General features: G+C 47.9%; 13 protein-coding genes, 1 pseudogene and 1 riboswitch. Of the genes and pseudogenes, 9 read left to right on the top strand and 5 right to left on the bottom strand.

The window, feature by feature from the left end:
- The first annotated feature begins 260 nt into the window (after window positions 1–260).
- From FHS77_RS14355 to FHS77_RS14365, 3 genes are all read left to right on the top strand, one after another.
- On the top strand, window positions 261–2,636 hold the full coding sequence (locus FHS77_RS14355; RefSeq protein WP_184224585.1) for a penicillin acylase family protein: 2,376 nt from the start codon (window positions 261–263) through the stop codon (window positions 2,634–2,636).
- 186 nt (window positions 2,637–2,822) lie between these two features.
- Window positions 2,823–3,653 carry a tryptophan 2,3-dioxygenase gene (gene kynA / locus FHS77_RS14360; protein ID WP_184224587.1) on the top strand — a complete coding sequence of 277 codons (831 nt, stop codon included), beginning with the start codon at window positions 2,823–2,825 and terminating at the stop codon, window positions 3,651–3,653.
- A 39-nt stretch (window positions 3,654–3,692) separates the two neighbouring features.
- On the top strand, window positions 3,693–4,496 hold the full coding sequence (locus FHS77_RS14365; protein WP_184224589.1) for an alpha/beta hydrolase: 804 nt from the start codon (window positions 3,693–3,695) through the stop codon (window positions 4,494–4,496).
- Between the two features lie 25 nt (window positions 4,497–4,521).
- On the opposite strand, the gene FHS77_RS14370 is transcribed toward FHS77_RS14365, so the two are convergent.
- The 3 genes from FHS77_RS14370 to FHS77_RS14380 form a co-directional block, all read right to left on the bottom strand.
- Window positions 4,522–4,965 carry a PACE efflux transporter gene (locus tag FHS77_RS14370; protein ID WP_184224591.1) on the bottom strand — a complete coding sequence of 148 codons (444 nt, stop codon included), beginning with the start codon at window positions 4,963–4,965 and terminating at the stop codon, window positions 4,522–4,524.
- 161 nt (window positions 4,966–5,126) lie between these two features.
- Window positions 5,127–6,023, bottom strand: coding sequence for a bestrophin family protein (locus FHS77_RS14375; protein ID WP_184224593.1), 897 nt, complete (start codon window positions 6,021–6,023; stop codon window positions 5,127–5,129).
- A gap of 126 nt (window positions 6,024–6,149) precedes the next feature.
- Window positions 6,150–8,360 carry a hypothetical protein gene (locus FHS77_RS14380; protein ID WP_184224595.1) on the bottom strand — a complete coding sequence of 737 codons (2,211 nt, stop codon included), beginning with the start codon at window positions 8,358–8,360 and terminating at the stop codon, window positions 6,150–6,152.
- Window positions 8,361–8,567: 207 nt separating this feature from the next.
- Window positions 8,568–8,759: riboswitch (cobalamin riboswitch) on the top strand.
- A 172-nt stretch (window positions 8,760–8,931) separates the two neighbouring features.
- On the opposite strand from FHS77_RS14380, the gene FHS77_RS14385 reads away from it, so the two are divergent.
- The 5 genes from FHS77_RS14385 to FHS77_RS14405 are packed head-to-tail and all read left to right on the top strand — an operon-like array spanning window position 8,932 to window position 12,959.
- Window positions 8,932–9,942 carry an ABC transporter substrate-binding protein gene (locus FHS77_RS14385; RefSeq protein WP_184224597.1) on the top strand — a complete coding sequence of 337 codons (1,011 nt, stop codon included), beginning with the start codon at window positions 8,932–8,934 and terminating at the stop codon, window positions 9,940–9,942.
- A 2-nt stretch (window positions 9,943–9,944) separates the two neighbouring features.
- Window positions 9,945–10,991: a FecCD family ABC transporter permease gene (locus tag FHS77_RS14390; protein ID WP_184224609.1), complete on the top strand. Its 1,047-nt coding sequence runs from the start codon at window positions 9,945–9,947 to the stop codon at window positions 10,989–10,991.
- The gene (locus tag FHS77_RS14395; protein WP_184224599.1) at window positions 10,988–11,761 is read left to right on the top strand and encodes an ABC transporter ATP-binding protein; all 774 of its coding nucleotides are present in this window, start codon (window positions 10,988–10,990) and stop codon (window positions 11,759–11,761) included. Before FHS77_RS14390 ends, FHS77_RS14395 begins: the two co-directional genes overlap by 4 nt.
- Window positions 11,761–12,186 (top strand): pseudoazurin, encoded by a 426-nt coding sequence (locus FHS77_RS14400; RefSeq protein ID WP_184224601.1) that lies wholly within the window; start codon window positions 11,761–11,763, stop codon window positions 12,184–12,186. Before FHS77_RS14395 ends, FHS77_RS14400 begins: the two co-directional genes overlap by 1 nt.
- Window positions 12,186–12,959 carry a class I SAM-dependent methyltransferase gene (locus FHS77_RS14405; RefSeq protein ID WP_184224603.1) on the top strand — a complete coding sequence of 258 codons (774 nt, stop codon included), beginning with the start codon at window positions 12,186–12,188 and terminating at the stop codon, window positions 12,957–12,959. Before FHS77_RS14400 ends, FHS77_RS14405 begins: the two co-directional genes overlap by 1 nt.
- 63 nt (window positions 12,960–13,022) lie before the next feature.
- Here the strand turns inward: FHS77_RS14405 and FHS77_RS14410 are convergent, their stop codons facing one another.
- Window positions 13,023–16,043: an autotransporter domain-containing protein gene (locus FHS77_RS14410; RefSeq protein WP_184224605.1), complete on the bottom strand. Its 3,021-nt coding sequence runs from the start codon at window positions 16,041–16,043 to the stop codon at window positions 13,023–13,025.
- A gap of 208 nt (window positions 16,044–16,251) precedes the next feature.
- Here FHS77_RS14410 and FHS77_RS14415 point away from each other — a divergent pair, with 208 nt between their 5' ends.
- Window positions 16,252–17,922, top strand: a complete 1,671-nt coding sequence (locus FHS77_RS14415) for a formate--tetrahydrofolate ligase (protein WP_184224607.1) — start codon at window positions 16,252–16,254, stop codon at window positions 17,920–17,922.
- 2 nt (window positions 17,923–17,924) lie between these two features.
- Here FHS77_RS14415 and FHS77_RS14420 read toward each other — a convergent pair.
- Window positions 17,925–18,595, bottom strand: a pseudogene (locus tag FHS77_RS14420) (IS5 family transposase).
- Between the last annotated feature and the right edge of the window lie 161 nt (window positions 18,596–18,756).

The following is an 18,756-nucleotide window of genomic DNA, read 5'->3' on the forward strand; positions in this document are numbered from 1 at the left end:
TTGTTCACTCAAATGTTAACAGAAAATCCCTCCATTTTATCGGGGCAAGTTCAAGCGGCTGATCAGTATAAAAGGAGAGGTGAAAACCTCTCTTTTTTGCATTCTATTTTAGGTAATTCTTATATTTAGCAATATTAACAACAGGATAGATGAATTGAACTAAAGTTGTAAAATTGATTGACCGACCGATCGGTTAGGATTACAAATTTAAGAACGCTAAGGAGGATTAGCGCATAGTGTGAACATTGCAGGAGGATTTAATGTTCCAGAAACGCGCTTCGGCGCTTGTCGTTCTATTGTTGTCGACAACAGCAGTGACGTTGACAAATGCTCCGTCATTTGCTGCCACGGAAGTGGAAATTATCCGTGACAACTGGGGCGTGCCTCATGTTTATGCTGATACAGCCTATGGCGTTTATGCAGGCTTTGGTTATTCGGTCGCAACCGACAGACTTTTCCAAATGGAAATGTCAAAACATACTTCATTAGGCACGGTTTCTGAAGTTTTAGGCTCTGAAAAACTGGGCTATGATATTGGCACCCGTGCTGATTTTGATCATGCTGACATCAAAGCGCAAATCGAAGCTTTGCCGAGCGAGCAGCGCGATATTTTGCGCGGTTATGCTGCTGGTTATAACAAGCGCGTGGCTGAGGTTTTAGCCGATCGCGAGCATCTTTTGCCGAAAGAGTTTTCTGATCTGGGAATTGAGCCGACAGTTTGGAGCGATTTTGATGTCGCGATGATCTATGTCGTGACCATGGCCGGACGTTTCTCGCATTATTCATTGGAATTGGATAATGCGAAAGTGTTGGCAAAGCTTGAAAAAGAACACGGCAAGGAAAAGGCTAAAATCCTTTTTGACCAGATGTACTGGCTTGAAGATCCGCTGGCACCAACAACAATGCCAAAAGAGCAAGAGCCACAGAAAAAAGCAGACTTAAACACATTGCTTGATGGCACGCGTTTTAGTGCTCTGCTTGATAAGACTGTGCCAGGTGGTGATGAAGCCCGCCCGCGTGCATCCAATCTTTGGATTTTGGGGCCGAATAAAACCACTGATGGCTCAACCATTTTGATGAATGGCCCGCAATTCGGTAATTTCAATCCGTCTTATGTCTATTCAATCGGCTTGCATGGCGGTGGTTTTGATCTGACCGGCTCAACACCATTTGCCGTGCCTAATATTCTGTTTGGTACCAATGGCGAAATTGCTTGGGGGGCTACAGCCGGACCTTTAGACGTCAATGACTATTACCAGCTGAAACTTAACCCTGAAAACCCGAAGCAATATTGGAAGAACGGCGCATGGCAGGATATGCATGTGCGTTCTGAAAGCTTCAAGGTTAAAGGTCAGGCTGACGTTCAAACCGACGTTTATGAAAGCGATTACGGTGTTGTTAGTCAGATTGATCTGAAAAACAATACGGCTTACGCCTTTAATCGTAGCTGGAAGGGCAAGGAAATCCAGACCCTGATGGCTTGGACAAATTCCACCAAAGCACAAAATCATGATGAGTGGTTGAAGCAGGCGCAGAATGTCGCGACGACCATCAATTGGTACTATAGCGATAAAAATGGCAATATTGGTTATGTGTCACCGGGTTATCTGCCAGTGCGACAGAAAAATCATGATGAGCGTGTACCGGCTTTAGGTGACGGAACGATGGACTGGACGGGTATTCGCCCGTTTGCCGATGTGCCAAAAACCTATAATCCGGTTCAAGGCTGGATTGCGAACTGGAACAACCGCTCTGCGGCTGGTTCGGTTGCTAATTTTGAAGCAACACCATGGGGTGCAGCTGATCGGGTTGATGAAATCACTGCGCTGATTACGCAAAAAGACAAACTTACACCGGAAGATGTCTGGGAAATTAATGAAAAAATTTCATTCCTTGATATCAATGCGCGTGCGCTTTTGCCTTTTCTCTTGAAGGCTGCCGAAAAACTGCCATCTGATGATGCCCGCTTGCCAGCGATCAACATTCTGAAAAACTGGGATAGCCAGATGGTCAGAGGCGACAACGGACGTGCAACATCTCCGGCTGTGGCTATTTTCCAAGGCTGGGTTAAGGTCATGGTGCAGAAAGTTTTGACGGCCAAGAAAGCCGTCATTGATCCGACAGCGGCTGTTAATCGGATCTCGCGCGCAACGCAGGTTCTTCGCAATGCATTGCTGGGCGATGAAGCAGGGATTAAGCAAGAGTTTGATTTCTTTGAAGGTGCAGACAAAAATGAGGTCATGCTGACAGCATTGACCAAAACGCTTGCAGCTTTGTCAAAAGAATATCGCAGTGATCAGCCTGAAGCATGGTTGTTGCCGCTTGATCAGCATGTGTTTCAGACCAAAAATTACCGCGGTATTTTGCAAACAACTGAAAATAACAAGATTGAAGTTGGCACTAATATGAACCGCGGCACCCAAAGCGATCTCATCACCTTTAAAGATGGTGGTGTGAGTGTATGCATGGTGACTCCTCCGGGTCAGAGCGGTTTTATCGATCCTGCAGGAAAAAAATCCAAGCATTATGACGATCAGGTAAAGCTCTATGATGATTTTGAATGTCGTCCGCAAGCTTTCACCCGCGCAGATGTTGAAAAGTCGGGCGTGGAAACGATCAAGCTGACGGTTGAGTAAAATCTGCACAAAATTACAATACGGCCCTGTCTTCAGGGCCGTATTTTTTTATACTGCAAGCTCGGTGATTTCAGGCGGCATAGGGCCAATAAAATATTCGGCTTTTGTTATCTGCAAGATTAAGTATATGGTGCAGATAGTTTCAGCTTTTTATAAGCGACATCTAATAAAAATAGTGAGCGAACAATGACTTATGACCCTTCTAAAGATGGTGCGCAGATGGATTTTCGCCAGCGCATGTCCTATGGCGATTATTTGCAGATCGACCAGATTCTGTCTGCCCAGCATCCGCTCTCTGTAGCTCATGATGAGATGTTGTTTATCATCCAGCATCAAACTTCCGAACTATGGATGAAACTGGCGCTTTATGAGGTCAATGGTGCACGCCAGATGATCGCGCAGGATCGCACCAGTGAAGCTTTGAAAATGCTGAGTCGCGTGGCTCGTATTTTTGAGCAGCTTAACTCTGCTTGGGATGTGCTGCGCACAATGACGCCATCGGAATATACGCAGTTTCGTGACGATCTGGGGCAGAGTTCCGGCTTTCAGTCATGGCAATATCGCTTGATTGAATATGCCGTTGGTAACCGCAATCTGGCAATGCTGAAGCCACATGAACACCGCCCTGATCTGCTTGAATTGCTGGAAGCAGAATTAGCGCGGCCTTCACTTTATGATGAGGTTTTGCGTCGCCTTTCCCGTACCGGTTTAAATGTGCCGGAAGCGGTTTTACAGCGCGATTTAAGACAAGCCTGGCAGTTTGATGAAGATGTTTTGAAAGTGTGGGCGGAAGTTTATCGTGATCCGTCGAAATATTGGGAAGCCTATGAAGTGGCTGAAAAACTGGTGGATTTTGAGGATTATTTCCGCCGCTGGCGTTTTAATCATGTCACGACCGTTGAGCGGGTTATTGGTTTTAAACGCGGAACCGGCGGCACCGCAGGCATCACTTATTTGCGCCGCATGTTAGAAGTTGAGTTGTTCCCTGAGCTTTGGCGTGTCAGAACCGAGCTTTAAGAGTGCTGGGGAATTAGCTTTTAAAGAACGGACAAGACCATGAAACGCGATTGGAATGAAGAATTTGCAAATTCGGCTTATATTCCGGGTTCTGAAATTCTGCCTGAACTTTGGGCGAAAAACGCAGCCGATTATCGTGCTTCAATGCCCGTTCAACTTGATATTGCTTACGCTGATGCGCCGCGCACCCTTTTGGATTTGGTCTTTCCTGAAGGGTCAAGCAAAGGTCTTGTGGTTTTTGTGCATGGCGGCTTTTGGACAGAATGCTCCAAATCCGATTGGACAGATCTGGCGGAAGGCGCCCGTTTAAACGGCTGGACTGTTGCAGTACCGGGTTACACACTTGCGCCGAATGCTAAAATTTCTGACATTGTAAGCGAGATTGCCGCTGCCATTACAAAGGCGGCATCATTGGTTGCGGGGCCAATTAAGCTGGCCGGACACTCAGCCGGCGGCCATCTTGTAACACGGATGATATGTCAGGATAGTTTGCTTGATAAAGGCGTTTTAGATCGTATTCAGAATGTTTTATCCATCAGTGGTGTGCATGATCTGCGTTTACTGCAAAAGACCAGACTGAATGAAAAATTACAGTTGGACGATCTTGAGGCAGAGCGCCAAAGTCCGGCATTGCTGCGGCCATTATCATCTATTCCGGTGACCTGCTGGGTGGGGGCGAATGAGCGGCCGGAATTTTTACGCCAATCACGTCTGCTGGCTTTGATTTGGGATGGGATGGTGCCGGTCAAACTGGTTGAGGAGCCGGAACACAATCATTATTCCATCTTGGAAAGCTTAAAAAAGCCAGCCTCAGCATTGGTGGCTGAATTGCTGGCTTATTAATGATCTGGCCAAAGGTTTTAAGTTTTTAAAGTTTTTCAGCCTGTGTTTTATAATTCGGCAATGAGAAAATCATGTCGAAAACATAGGTGAAAACGAAGGTATAGATCAGGAAGAACAGCAATAACACGGCTTCCATCTCAAAAGCTTTCCAAAAACCAACTGAATACCAAGCCATGTAAATTGGAATGATAATAACAAAAAGGCCGAATTCGAAGCCAAATGCATGGCTAATACGGGTTATGAGTGTGCGGCCTTCGCTCTGTCGCATAGCTTCCATTTTCTCGAAGAGAAGATTGTAAGTGTAATTCCATGCAACGGCGATCAGCGAAATGGCTGTGGCAATCGGCAACGAACCTTGCACATCACTCCCGCTCAACAACATGAGCAATGCAGTGGATGCAGCAATGGCAATAATTTCAAAAACAGCAACATAAAGAATGCGCCGTTTGACCGGCGATAAGACGAACATAGTCGGCTCCTGAGCTAGATACCTAACCTGCGAGCTGGCACGCCCCGGCACTCATAATAATGAAAAGAAAAAGCAGATCGCGGTTTTCCATCTGCTGAGCCAGAAATAATCAAGCATGGCTGGTTAGTCAAGACTTGTCTAAAATAGGTTTACGGAGCTGGTTATTTCAACACATAGCCAACAGGCTCTATGCGCGGCGGCAGTGGTTTTTCGCCTAGCGCGAAAAGCAGTTCGCGCTCAATTGTTCTGCGCATTGTATCAAGTGGCAGAGCATTCGGGTCGTTTCCAAACGGGTCTTCAAGCTGGTGGCCAAGCGCTTCCAGTCCGAAAAATGTATAAGCGACCAGCAGGACCGGCAGTAATGTCCACCATGCGAGCGATCCCGCCAATGCAAAGGGTAGTGTGACGCAAAAAATAAGTGCAGTGCGGTGCAATAAAAGTGAATAGGCAAACGGAACAGGCGTCTGCATGATGCGGTCACAACCGGCATGAACTTGTGAAAGTCTGGTTAGTTGTGCTTCTAAAACAGAATAATGAATAGCGCTGATTTTTCCGGCTTCGGTGAGTTCTAATAGATGTGCGCCGATTTGATCCAAAATATCATTGGACAGGTTCGGGCTTTCAAGATCCATTTTGATGTCGAGCCATGGTTTGATGGCAATATCGACAGGTGTTTTACGGGTATGGGCAGAAAGACCTGCCGTGAAGGCGCATAGTCTGCGATAAATAAACTCTTTATCCTGTTGCTCAAGCTTTGAGGTTTGGCGCGCAAGTGAGCGGCAGGCAATGATCAGTTCGCCCCATAATTTTCGCCCCTCCCACCAACGGTCATAGCAGGCATTGTTGCGAAAGCTCATGAAAACGGAAAGTGCAATACCGATCAGCGTAAACGGAATAGCGCTGATTTGTACAAAAATGCCCGGGTATTCTTTCGCCGCGAGTACAGCGATGATGCTTAGGACCGCAACTGCAATAAGATGATAGATAATGCGCGGAATGATTGAGCCATTGATCGAAAAGAGTATGTCTTTGAAGGATGGCTTTGAACGAATGATCATGAGGGCATTCCGGGGCATAAGGGTGATGAAAGTGGCGGAACCTTATGCTTTCTACACTGAGGGTCAATAAAAAAAAGCCCGCATAGCGGGCTTTTTATTGACGAATGTTTTTAAACAGATCTGCTGTTACTCAGCAGTTGCGGTGATATTCACCTTATCCAGCAAGCTCATCGGATTTTGCGTCACGGCCAGCATTTCAAACGGTCCGATACCATTTTCATTTTTCGATTTGATCGAAAGAGTGAAAATATTCGGATTGGCGATGAAGTTGTTCAGAACTTTAACAGCTTCCTGAATTTGCGGGCTCGTTTCGGCAAGTTCTGCTGCCAGCATCGTAATGGTCAAGGCTGTCAGCTGACGTGTTTCTTCTTCTGTAGAACCGTTTTCCTGAGCTGCAATTTTGATGGCAGTGTCAATCATGCCTTTATCTTCGATGCGCAAATTGATTTCTTTGGCTTTTAAGCCAAAGGCCGCAATTTGCATCAGCGCTTTATCACCGGAGAAAAAGTCGCGTGTCATGCCACCCATCGCACCGGACAATGCGACCGAACCAAGCTTATCACCTTTATAAGAGATATCCTTAATGAGCAGCGTTTCGCTTGGTTCATCCCACAGAATATGTGTATTGGAGGAGAGAACAAAACGCTCAATGCCAAGGCTGCGCAGTTTACGTGAAACGCTGTCATTGTCTTGCGGGACCGGAACATCCAGATCGTCATAGGTGATCTGAATGTCTGTCGGAATGCCGTTGACCGGATTAAGCATGGCAAAACTCATACTTTTTGCCTTGAACTTCACTCGTGCAGGTATGGCCGGAGCAGCATCTTCTTCCGTCTCTTCACTCTGCTCGCCAATGGCATTTGCACTGTCAACATCGCTCTGTTCAGTAGCAGTATCACCGGCTTCTGCCTCGGCAGGCTCTTCGGTTTCCGGTGCTGTCACTTCAGCTTCATCTTGATTTTCTTCCTCTGCCGTCGCCTCGTCACTGTCTTCCGGTTCGTCGGTGTTTCCGAGTTCAGAATAATCAAAGCTGTCTTCGTCATCGCTCTCAGTATTAGGTAAATCGGCAGCGATGCCGGTAATGCGTATTGTTCCTAAAGTCGGAATCAAAGTTGTAAATGGAAACTTGTCCATTTCATCTTCAGGAACTTCGATGAGTTTTTTACCTGCTTCCAGCGTGGAAGCATAGTCAAAACCGTTCCATGAAAATTCGTCTAATTTAAAATAGTTTGTTTCAGTGCCGATATTCATGCCCTTCAACGACATATCAAATGCCTGTTTGTTGAAAGTCATAGATACGCTGTCAATAGTGCCGGAAGGTTTTGTCTCATCCTTTGGGGTGATTTTGATGCCGAGAATTTCAGCATCACCTTTGCCAAGCACTTCGTAAATTGTAATCAGCTTGCGGAAAATTTCGCGGCGCTCTTCTTCAGCCAAATCATCAATTTTTTCAACAGCTGCTATTTCCCTGATCATTTCGAGGAAAGGAACTTCCGGCAGACGCATGGAGAAACCAGCGCTTTTGATTTCAGCAATCGTAGCTGTTGCATCCGGCAGTTTAAAGGTGATGTCCTTGGTTGAATAAGCGCCTTGGACAGACTTGATATCGTTATTATCAGCGCCTGCTTTTTCGGTGTAAAACCGTGTCATGAAAGCAGCATCAATATCCTTGCCTTCGGTCAGACCAATGAGCACAGTCATCGGTTCAACATTGGTCGAACCATCATCCTGCGGGACATTCATATTCATATCCACTTGGCCGCTATCAAGTTTGATGGAGGCAATCTGGCCGTTTTTCACGTCATTCAGGGTGAGATTTTTATAAACAGTGGTCTGCTTTGTATCGAGCATGACTTGTTCGACCTGAATTTCAGAAAGATGCACTTTCTTGGCGGAGAAACGTTCAACACGTTGCGCAGGCGTCAGTTCACTGCCACCACCAAAAACATCAGCCAGCATTTGACGGTTGAGATTAGCATCTTCGATCTCAACATGCGGTATGTTGATTTTAAAATTCTCAAACTCGGTGGTGATACCGGTAGCTTCGACTTTGCCATTTAGAAACAGAATTTCAGGACGACCAGTAAAGCTTGCGATATTGACTGCATGTCCGTTTTTCAGCGGCAATGACACATTCTTCAGATGAATATTACCGAAGAAATCAGCCGAGACGCTTTCTGCTTTGCCGCCACGTTTTTCGATCTGACCACTGATCGCATTTTGCAAACTATATTTATAGCCTGCAAGGCCGCCACCTGCCACCACGATGATTGCAACGGTTGCCCAAAGAAGCGCTTTGCGTCCTTTGTTACCGGCAGATTGAGCCTGATCTGACATTGAAAACCTCTAAATTCTGTATTCCTAATAAACTGATTTATGGATTAAGGAGTGAAAGCCGCTGCCGCAAGTAAAAAATCATGTCAGATTATGTAGATTAAAAGCTTATTTAAAATTCCTGTAGAGGATGAATAAGAAGTTTTGAACATTACGAGCTGTCAAACAGGTGGGGACAGCCAATGATGACTTGCAGGTTCAGGTATGTTCGACTAGACCTTCATCGTCGGTTTCCGTAAGGAATCAAAAGGGAATCCGCCATCGCTTGTCGATGAACCGGAACTGCCCCCGCAACTGTAGGCGTTAAGCGTACAACAATAAGCCACTGTGACCAACGTCATGGGAAGGCGTTATACGTGTCGAGACGCCAGTCAGGAGACCTGCCGGCAAAAAACTGTAACGCGGCCCGGACGGGGTGTCTGGGGAGGTGTCGTATGAATTTTGCCATCAGACGTTTTCAAACGTCAGCCATAGCCAGTGTCACGATAACAGCCCTTCAGGCTGGATATTATGCTGTTTTTTGCGCAGGCATTCCCTCCCTGTCTTCCGGTCGCCTCATCAACCGGAGACGTTCATGTTTCATAAGAAACTGATTGCGGCAGCTTTAACTGCTGTCTGTTTTGCATTGCCTGCACAGGCAGAAACCAGTTATCCCCTGACTTTGAAAAACTGTGGCGTCGATGTGACTTTCGATGCGGCACCTAAAAGCACTGTCAGTGTTGGTCAGGCTGCAACAGAAATTCTTTATTCGCTTGGTCTAGGTGACAAAGTGGTTGGAACCGGCGTTTGGTTCACCGAAGTTCTGCCAGAATATAAAGACCTGAATGCGAAGATTGAACGTCTTGCGGACAATGATCCAAGCTTTGAAGCCATTGTTGCTAAAAAGCCGGAACTCGTCACCGTGCAATATGAGTGGCATATCGGCCCGCAGGGCATCATTGCAACACGCGAACATTTCAAAGATGTCGGCATTCCGACCTATGTTCTGGCGACAGATTGCATGCAGAAAGACAACAGCGTTGGTTCCGACGGCACCCGCAGCGAAATGTTCAAAATCGAGAATATTTATGCCAGCGTGAACGAGCTTTCGCAGATTTTTAACGTTCCTGAAAAAGGTGAAACACTGGTTGCCGACCTGAAGGCACGTGAAGCCGCTGCTGCTGAAAAAGCTAAAGCGCTCGGCCTTTCCGATGCGACTGCTTTGTTCTGGTTCTCATCGGCTGAAATGGACGTTGATCCATATGTTGCCGGTGGCAAGGGCGCACCAGCCTATATGATGGAAAAGCTGAACCTTCGCAATGTTATTGAAAGCGATGAAGAATGGCCGACTGTCAGTTGGGAAACCATTGCACGCGCTAACCCGAACGTTATCGTGATTGCAGAAATGGATCGCCGCCGCTTCCTGGCAGATGATGTCGAGAAGAAGCTTGAATTCCTCAAAAATGATCCGGTCGCCAGCCAGATGGATGCGGTTAAAAACAACCGCATTATCATCATGAACGGCCATGCAATGGATCCGTCAATCCGCAATGTTGCAGCCCTTGAAATGCTGGCTGAAAAGCTGGCCGGATTTGATCTGAAATGATCATGCGCGCAGCCTCGGTTTCTCAGGGACGTTCTGTTTTTTTGCGGGTTCTGGTTTGGACCTTGCTGGGGGCTGCCGCTTTGATTTTGGCAATCCTGATCGGGGTTGTCGTTGGTGAAACACCTTTGCCGCTGGAAACTGTGGCAACGGTGTTTGCCAATAATTTATGGGGTGCAACCTATCCGGTTGACCGCATTGATCAGGGTATTATCTGGTCGTATCGCTTGCCGCGCACACTCGTGGCGGCTGCTTGTGGTGCAGGGCTGGCATTGTCGGGTGTGGTTTTGCAATCTTTGGTGCGCAATGCTTTGGCCGATCCTTATTTGCTCGGTGTTTCTGCCGGTGCGTCAACGGGTGCAGTGGCAGTGACTGTGCTTGGTATCGGCGGTGGAGCTATTGGCATTTCAGCTGGTGCGTTCAGCGGTGCAGCCTTGGCCTTTTTGCTGGTTGCAGCCCTGGCACGCGCAGCAGGTGGCGGTTCGGTCCAGCTGGTGCTTGCCGGCATTGCCGGATCACAGCTTTTTAATGCTTTGACCTCGTTTTTTATTGCAAAATCAGCCAATGCCGAACAAGCGCGCGGCATCATGTTTTGGCTGCTTGGCAATTTGTCCGGCGTGCGCTGGCCGGATGTGACTTTGGCTGTTCCAGCCGCTTTTTTCGGTTTTCTGGTTTGCTTATGGTTCACCCGCGCAATGGATGCTTTCACCTTTGGCGCTTCGTCAGCTGCCTCATTGGGGATTGCCGTAAGGCGGGTGCAAATTGTGCTGATCGGTGCCACAACATTGATGACGGCGACCATGGTCAGCCTCGTTGGTTCCATTGGTTTTGTTGGCCTTGTTATTCCGCATGCTATGCGCTTCGTCGTGGGGCCGCGTCATGGGCGGTTGGTTCCGGCCTCTGCCTTGGCGGGTGCTGTGTTTTTGATTGCCGCTGATATTGCCTCGCGCACACTTATTCCGGGGCAGGTGGTGCCAATTGGTGTTGTGACAGCTCTTGTTGGTGCACCTGGTTTTGCTTTGATCCTTATCAGCAACCGGAGGCGCATATGAGGCTGGCTGTGGAAAAACTTGGCTGGGCATCCGGTGGCAAACAGATTGTTTCTGATGTTTCCTTTGAGGTCAGAGCGGGCGAAAGCTTCGGGCTGATCGGGCCTAATGGCTCGGGTAAATCTACCTTGTTGCGTTTGTTGGCAGGGCTTTTGCCACGGGCGCAGGGGCAAGTCATAGTTGATGATGTGCCGCTGAAGCGCCTGACGCGCCGTGAAATTGCGCAACGCATTGCTTTGGTTGAACAAATTGCCGAAACATCAGAAGCATTGCGCGTGCGCGATGTGGTGGAGCTTGGCCGTACACCTTGGTTGTCGGCGCTCTCACCCTATGGCGCGCAAGATCTTGCAATCGTTGATGAAGCTTTATGTGCTGTCGATATGCTGCATATGGCGGATAATGATTGGGCGACCTTATCAGGCGGTGAAAGGCAGCGCGTCCATATTGCGCGCGCTTTGGCACAACGCCCCAAACTTTTAATTCTTGATGAGCCGACCAACCATCTGGACATCCATCATCAGCTGGCATTGTTGCGCCTTGTTAGCTCATTGCAGGTGACAGTGGTGATGGCTTTGCATGATCTTAATCAGGCCATGGCGTGTGACCGTTTGGCTGTGATGGATGGCGGCCGGATGATTGCTTGCGGCAAGCCCGCCGAAGTGCTGACGCCTGAGCGCATTTCCGGCATTTTCCGTGTTGGCGCAAGGCCGCTGCATGACTGCGCCGACGATAGTATGATTTTCCGCTTTCACCATTTAGAGGAACAGAATTGATGAAACTCGTTGCCGCCTTGCTGGTTAGTCTGATTGCATCTCCTGCACTTGCCGAAACATGGGAAGTGAAAATGTACAACCGCAATGAGCATGGTTCGATGATTTACGAGCCTGAATATTTGAAAATTGCACCGGGTGACTCTGTTAAATTCGTGAAGTCCCACGCAGGTCACAATGCGGCAACGATTGATGGTATGATCCCTGAAGGGGCAGAAGGCTTTAAATCCAAAATCAATGAAGAAGATTTCACTATCAGTCTGCCGGTCGAAGGTAGCTATGCGATTAAATGCTCGCCGCACTATGGCATGGGCATGGTGATGCTGATTGAAGTGGGCGAAAATGCACCTGCACCGGTTTTTGCAGAAGATATGCCAAAGCGAGCCCGTGATCGTTTTGAAAAAATCATTGCAGAGAACCGCCCGTAATGAGCAGCAATTACGATCTGAAAGAAGATATTCGTGATTACTGGTCGCAACGCTCAAAAAGTTTTGATCGGGCTTTTGGTCACAAAATTGAAAAAGGTCTGGAAGCGGAAGCATGGGCACAGCCGATGCGTGATCATTTGGGAGAGACGCCAAAACGTGTGTTGGAACTGGCCTGCGGCACCGGCGAAGTGACAAGGCTGGTGCATGATCTCGGCCACGATGTGACAGCGCTTGATTTTTCTGAAGATATGCTTGCGGTCGCACGCTTAAAACATGCGGGCAAAGACCGCTTGCGCTTTTTGTTGGCTGATGCTGCTCAAACGATGGAACCGGCAGACAGCTATGATGCTATTTTGTGCCGCCATCTGGTTTGGACATTGGTGGAGCCGGAGGTAGCATTTGCTGATTGGTTCCGCATATTGCGTCCCGGTGGCCGTATTTTGATTTATGATGGTGATTGGGCAAAACCGCAAGCATCAGGTCGGTGGGCTGCGCGACTGTTGGCGCTGTGGGACAAAATTTCACCGGATGAATATTATGACGGGCCAATTAGCGAACGTCATGCAACAATCATGGAGCGGTTGCCGTTTGGTGAAGGGCTAACCTTTGAGCGCCTGGCACCGATGCTGGAAGCTGCAGGTTTCAATTCTATCAAGCGATTGCCGCATGATCCGATTGCGCAGGCACAAAGACGCACATGTGGTTTGCGGAATAATCTTCGCACGCGCGTTTATAGCCGCTTTATTCTGGTAGCAGAAAAGCCATCCGTCTGAAGATAACAGCTTTATTGATATGATTGAGCCCCGAAACGGGGCTCAATTTATTTCAAACTCAGATTAGAATTTAATATTCAGTTTGGCATTCACGCCATTTTGCGTGATGCCGGAGCCGAATTGTCCCTGATAGGAAATGCCAAGTAAGGCATTTTTTTCCAATTGGAAGTCAAGTCCGGCGGAAATCAGGGCTGTGTTGCGGCCGATGGTTGTGCCATTGATGGCAAAAGCATCAGCGCCTGCAAATTGTGCTTTTGATACTGGCGTAACGTCTGCAAAGGCATGGCGCCATGCAATGTCTGCACGGGCTTTGACAGGGATAACCTCCTGATTAAGCTCTGCGCTCACACGCAAGCCAATGGATGAAAGAACCGTATCCATTGAACTCTTGTGTACATTCAAAGCTGCGCCATTACGATCTTTTTCAGTAAACGCATCTGTTTGCAAATGCACATAAGCAAGATTGGCATATGGTTCGATGGCGATCTTCTCATTCGCCTGATGTTTGTAACCCAACTCGCCATAAATCTGGAATGTACCAGCTTTATAGTCAGCAGTTAATTTGTCATCAAAGCCAGCAAAAGCGACATTTCGGTTCATATCAATATTATGCCAGCTATAGGCAAGCCCCGAACGGAAGGCGAGTGTACCTTGTGCAAGGCTTGTTTCGGTGCCGGCATAGGTGCCGATAGTGTAATCATCACTTTTACCAGAAGACATGCGCTCGTTGAGACGGAAGTTCATGTGGCTATAACCGGCCATTACACCCCAACGCCAATTGTCGAAGGCTTGCATGTCAATGCCGCTTAAGAAACCGCCAAGGCTGGTTTTGGTTGCGGCTGCATTGCTGTTGCCGGATTGTTTTGACCATTCACCAAAGCCATGTGCCCAGAAATTAGGCTGGCTTTGATAGGTTTCAGAGGTGCGCAGGCCTTTGGCAAAGCCTCTTGAAAGCTGATCGTAAGTAGCCGAGCGTGTATAGGCGCTGTTGTTGATGAGTGATGATTGTATGGAAGCATAGGCTTCGCCTGACAACTGATCATAGGCTTGCCGTGCTTCTTGCTCGTTCAGAAACAACATATGGTCATATAAGGCACCACCTTCGCCCTGACTTTCAAGCGCTGTTGCTGTGGCGAATTGATTATGCGTATCTGCTATGTCGGCAAATGCCACATCGGAACGGCTACTATCGAGGAACACATGATTGGCATCATAGTCCAATGAGAAATTAATAAATGGTGTGTCGGAAATCAGGCTGCCGTTTAAGCTGCCATAGGTGCCGCTTACACCGCCCGATGCTGTCATTAAAGTATAGCGGGCAGCCGCGCTGCCACGTCCGGCACCTTGACGAACAAGCTCCAGTGATGCCTGATCGTTTAATTGTGCAGTGCCGTTGACGATGATCTGATCGGCACCGGCATTTGCTGACAAACCTGCGAGATAGGCAGAGCCGGCTTGCTGATCAAAGTTTGCATTCACAGTTAATGTGCCGATGGCCTGTTCAGGCTTAAGCGTACTGCCGGGAGAAACTTTGCCGCCTTGTGCCAGCGTTAAATCTGCGACCGTGCCGCTACCGGCCAGTTGGCCAGTTTGTGAGACATGCGTTGTCGAGGTAATGCTGCCATTTACTTCCAGACTGCCGCCAACAATATTGGTTGGCCCTTGATAGGTGTTTTGGCCGTTAAGAACCAAAATTCCATCGCCGCGTTTGGTCAGATCGCCGATACCGGAAATGGAGTTTGACCAGATGGACGAATAGCCCTTCGTATCGACATCAAAAACACCAGTGTATCGGAATGCCATCGGGCCATCGATCGCAGCTCCCAGATTAAGCAAGCCCTGGCCGAATTTATCCTGATCTGCAAAACCGGCTTTGGTTGTGGTTGTCAGAATGGTTTCAATAGTTTGGCGTGCATTCATATATGGAAATGCGGAACGTACCACAGCGGCAGCACCGGCAACATGCGGCGATGCCATGGATGTGCCTTGGAGATATTTGTAATTGAGATAATTATTAGTAGGGTCGCCCTGCGGCCAGGTCGAATAAATGCCGTCCTCTTCATTAACATACATCGAGCCGCCCGGAGCCGCGATGCACCATTCAGCAGCATCGCCACATTCATTAGTATATGGCGCGAGATTGCCATGACGATCTACCGAGACAACAACTATGAGTGATCCTTTAAGATCGGAGAAATCCAGCCCGTCAAGCGCCGGATCATTGAGGTCTGTAAAATCATAGGAATTGGGGTCGTCTGGATCGAAACTATCCGCTTGAATATCCACAAGGCGGATTTTTCCGTTGTTAATGTAATCGCGGGTGATCAGCGGATACATGCCGCTGCCCAAAGGCATCTCTGTATATTCACCGGGCTGATCCAGACGCGAGTTGCCTGCTGCAAAAACCATAACGACATCTTTGTCAGCGGCATGTTTCATTGCATGATAGGTTTGTTTTAGCTGGTATATGCTTTCAAAGACCGGCTGGTAATCTAACACTGCATAATTGTTATTTATCGCTCCGTCCGGGAGTATTTTATTTGGATAAGTGTTTGGCCCATAACTGCCATTAATAACCTTTGCGCCATTGTTTGCCGCGTAGATGAGGGCTTGGTTATCAGGAACCCAGTCTTCGTTACGCCCCTCTATTCCAATGGCGCGCAAAGGCATCAAGATAGAGTCATAGGCAACGCCCTGCATACCAAATCCATTACGACCAGCGCCGATAGTGCCAGCTACATGGTCGCCGTGACCTGAGAATGAACCGTCATCATCAATGCCGGGGAAAACATTATTAGTGTCCTGATCATTGCCGAAATTAAACAGGTATGGTGAAACACGACCGGCATATTCAGGATGATTGATGTCGAGGCCTGAATCGATCACCGCAACGACAATGCCTTTACCGGTATAGCCTTTTAAATAGGCTGGCAGGGCATTGATCATATCAAGTCCCCAATCGGCATGATATTCTTCATCGGCTGAAGGTGAATTGGCATGGGCATTCTGTAAATAAATAAGGCTTGGTACTACCAATGCTGTTGTCAGTGCCAGAAGTTTCAAACCATTTTTCATAGAATACATAGCCACAATCTTGTTTTTATTAATTATATATACAGTCCGTAGTCGTTATATTGTCGATATTATTAATAAATATATTGCGATAAGCCTATCACTGAAATCTGGTAGTTTTAAAAAAGCGGGATGAGTGGCACGCGTGACAGAATGCCGTTGTGAAAATCAGTTTTGATTGGTTATGACTAAGAAAAGCTGTTTGCCACTGGAGTGTTCAATGAAGTCTGATATCGAAATCGCGCGCGCTGCTCATAAACTACCTATCACAAAAATAGCCGCGAAGCTGGATCTGGTGGCAGATGATTATTTGCCTTATGGGCACGATAAGGCAAAACTGACCCATGCGGTGGTCAATCGCTTAAAACAAGCACCGCGTGGCAAGCTGGTGTTGGTCACTTCCATAAATCCGACACCGGCAGGTGAGGGCAAAACCACCACATCCGTTGGGCTTGGTGATGCGTTAAACCGGATTGGTAAAAAAGCAGTCATATGCTTACGTGAGCCGAGTCTCGGACCTAATTTCGGTATGAAAGGCGGTGCCGCTGGTGGAGGTTATTCGCAAGTCATTCCGATGGAAGATATCAACCTGCATTTTACCGGCGATTTCCACGCAATTAGCAGTGCCAATAATCTGCTGGCTGCCATGATCGATAATCATATCCACTGGGGTAATGATTTAAGATTTGACACAAGGCGCGTAACCTGGCGCCGTGTGGTTGATATGAACGATCGTGCATTGCGTGATATTACAGTTGCTTTGGGCGGGCCTTCGAATGGTTATCCGCGCGAAACCGGCTTTGACATTTCTGTTGCTTCTGAAGTGATGGCTATTCTTTGTCTGGCTGAAGATCTGAGTGATTTAAAAGCGCGTTTGGCGCGTATTATTGTCGGTTATAATCTGGATAAGCAGCCGATAACCGCAGCTGATCTGAAAGCCGATGGCGCAATGACCGCTCTGCTTAAAGATGCTTTGCAACCCAATCTGGTGCAGACCATCGAGAATAATCCGGTGCTGATTCATGGTGGGCCATTTGCCAATATCGCGCATGGTTGCAACAGTGTGATTGCAACAAAAACAGCGTTGGCACTGGGTGATTATGTGGTCACTGAAGCCGGATTTGGTGCAGATCTCGGTGCGGAAAAGTTCTTCAATATTAAATGCCGCAAGGCTGGACTGAGCCCTGATGCGGTGGTGGTTGTTGCTACAATCCGCGCCCTGAAAATGAATGGTGGTGTTGCTAAGAGCGAGCTTGCTGCAGAAAATACGCAGGCCTTAAAAAAAGGTAGCGTTAATCTCATTCGCCATATTCAAAATGTGCAAAAATTCGGATTGCCTGTTGTGGTGGCAATCAACCATTTTGTGACTGATACTGAGTCTGAAATTGCGGTGCTGAACGAGGTTTGTGAAAATCTCGGTGTGCAGGCTATTTTGTGCCGGCATTGGTCAGAAGGTGGTGCAGGTGCAGAAGAATTGGCTCATGCTGTTGCAAAATTAGCGGATCAAAATGAAGCTCAGCTGCAATTGCTCTATGATGATCAGCTGCCGTTGTGGGAGAAAGTGCAAAAGGTTGCGCGTGAAATTTATGGTGCAGCTGATGTGAGCGCTGATCCGGCTGTGCTGAAGCAATTGGAACAGTGGCAGGCGGCCGGATTTGGTGATCTGCCGGTTTGTATGGCGAAAACACAATATAGTTTTTCAGCTGATCCAACGGCACTTGGCGCACCGTCAGGGCATATCATTCCTGTGCGAGAAGTAAAACTCTCTGCTGGTGCAGGCTTCATTGTGGTTATCTGTGGAAGCATTATGACCATGCCGGGTCTGCCGCGCGTGCCGGCAGCTGAACATATTAGCCTCAACGAGAACAATGAAATTCAGGGGCTATCTTGATTTTACACTCTAGGATGGGGACTCAATTGCCTCCATGCGAAGATTGCAAAAACAAGAGCAATGGCGGCGAGATAGTTTATTGCGAGGCGATCACATCTCGTTGTAATGCGTCGCAAGTTTTTGAGCCTGCAGAAAAGCCGTTCGATGACATTTCTACGCTTATATGCGCTACAATCTAAAGGATAAGGTTTCTTTCGCGCTCGCGAAGAGGGAATGACAAGCCTTGATGCGGGCATTATCGAGCCAGCCTCGATGACTATCAACGTCATATGCCGTGTCGGCTAACAGAGGCTTGGTGGGGCGAGCGACCTCTAATAATGGAACTGCGTTTTAATGTCGGCGATATTCCCCGGTGTTAAGCTGAAAGAGACCGGTCTGCCGCAATTATTGGCCAAGCAATTGATTTTGCTTGTTCTTCCACCGCGCGACGTGCCAATCGCATGCGTCCACGCCCCCTTTTTTGCCTTGTGCCCAACGGTGATATCGGCTGTAGACGGTTTGCAGGGCCGTATTCGGCCGGAACAGCACGCCAGCGACATCCGACCTTGAGAGCATGCAAGATACCAGAAATCACACGCCGATCATCGTCTCGTCGAGCTCCGGGCTGGTTCTTGGGTAAATGTGGTTCGATTACATTCCATGCAGCATCTGAAAGCAAGAAAAGATCGCTCATAATAAGCCTCTCGCTGTCAAAACCTAAAAATCAAAAAAAACACTCAATAAAGACAATTGTTTGATCAGGTCCCATCATAGAGCCAATTTTATTGTGAACTCATTCGACTGGACTTGCCCCGATAAAATGGAGGGATTTTCTGTTAACATTTGAGTGAACAG

The organism is Paenochrobactrum gallinarii (assembly GCF_014205685.1).
In the GTDB taxonomy this organism is placed as follows: Bacteria; Pseudomonadota; Alphaproteobacteria; order Rhizobiales; family Rhizobiaceae; genus Paenochrobactrum; species Paenochrobactrum gallinarii.

Bases quoted from the DNA above. Each gene is read 5' to 3' on its own strand.
- FHS77_RS14355 (WP_184224585.1), top strand. From the start codon at position 261: ATGTTCCAGAAACGCGCTTCGGCGCTTGTCGTTCTATTGTTGTCGACA.
- kynA (WP_184224587.1), top strand. From the start codon at position 2,823: ATGACTTATGACCCTTCTAAAGATGGTGCGCAGATGGATTTTCGCCAG.
- FHS77_RS14365 (WP_184224589.1), top strand. From the start codon at position 3,693: ATGAAACGCGATTGGAATGAAGAATTTGCAAATTCGGCTTATATTCCG.
- FHS77_RS14370 (WP_184224591.1), bottom strand. From the start codon at position 4,965: ATGTTCGTCTTATCGCCGGTCAAACGGCGCATTCTTTATGTTGCTGTT.
- FHS77_RS14375 (WP_184224593.1), bottom strand. From the start codon at position 6,023: ATGATCATTCGTTCAAAGCCATCCTTCAAAGACATACTCTTTTCGATC.
- FHS77_RS14380 (WP_184224595.1), bottom strand. From the start codon at position 8,360: ATGTCAGATCAGGCTCAATCTGCCGGTAACAAAGGACGCAAAGCGCTT.
- FHS77_RS14385 (WP_184224597.1), top strand. From the start codon at position 8,932: ATGTTTCATAAGAAACTGATTGCGGCAGCTTTAACTGCTGTCTGTTTT.
- FHS77_RS14390 (WP_184224609.1), top strand. From the start codon at position 9,945: ATGCGCGCAGCCTCGGTTTCTCAGGGACGTTCTGTTTTTTTGCGGGTT.
- FHS77_RS14395 (WP_184224599.1), top strand. From the start codon at position 10,988: ATGAGGCTGGCTGTGGAAAAACTTGGCTGGGCATCCGGTGGCAAACAG.
- FHS77_RS14400 (WP_184224601.1), top strand. From the start codon at position 11,761: ATGAAACTCGTTGCCGCCTTGCTGGTTAGTCTGATTGCATCTCCTGCA.
- FHS77_RS14405 (WP_184224603.1), top strand. From the start codon at position 12,186: ATGAGCAGCAATTACGATCTGAAAGAAGATATTCGTGATTACTGGTCG.
- FHS77_RS14410 (WP_184224605.1), bottom strand. From the start codon at position 16,043: ATGTATTCTATGAAAAATGGTTTGAAACTTCTGGCACTGACAACAGCA.
- FHS77_RS14415 (WP_184224607.1), top strand. From the start codon at position 16,252: ATGAAGTCTGATATCGAAATCGCGCGCGCTGCTCATAAACTACCTATC.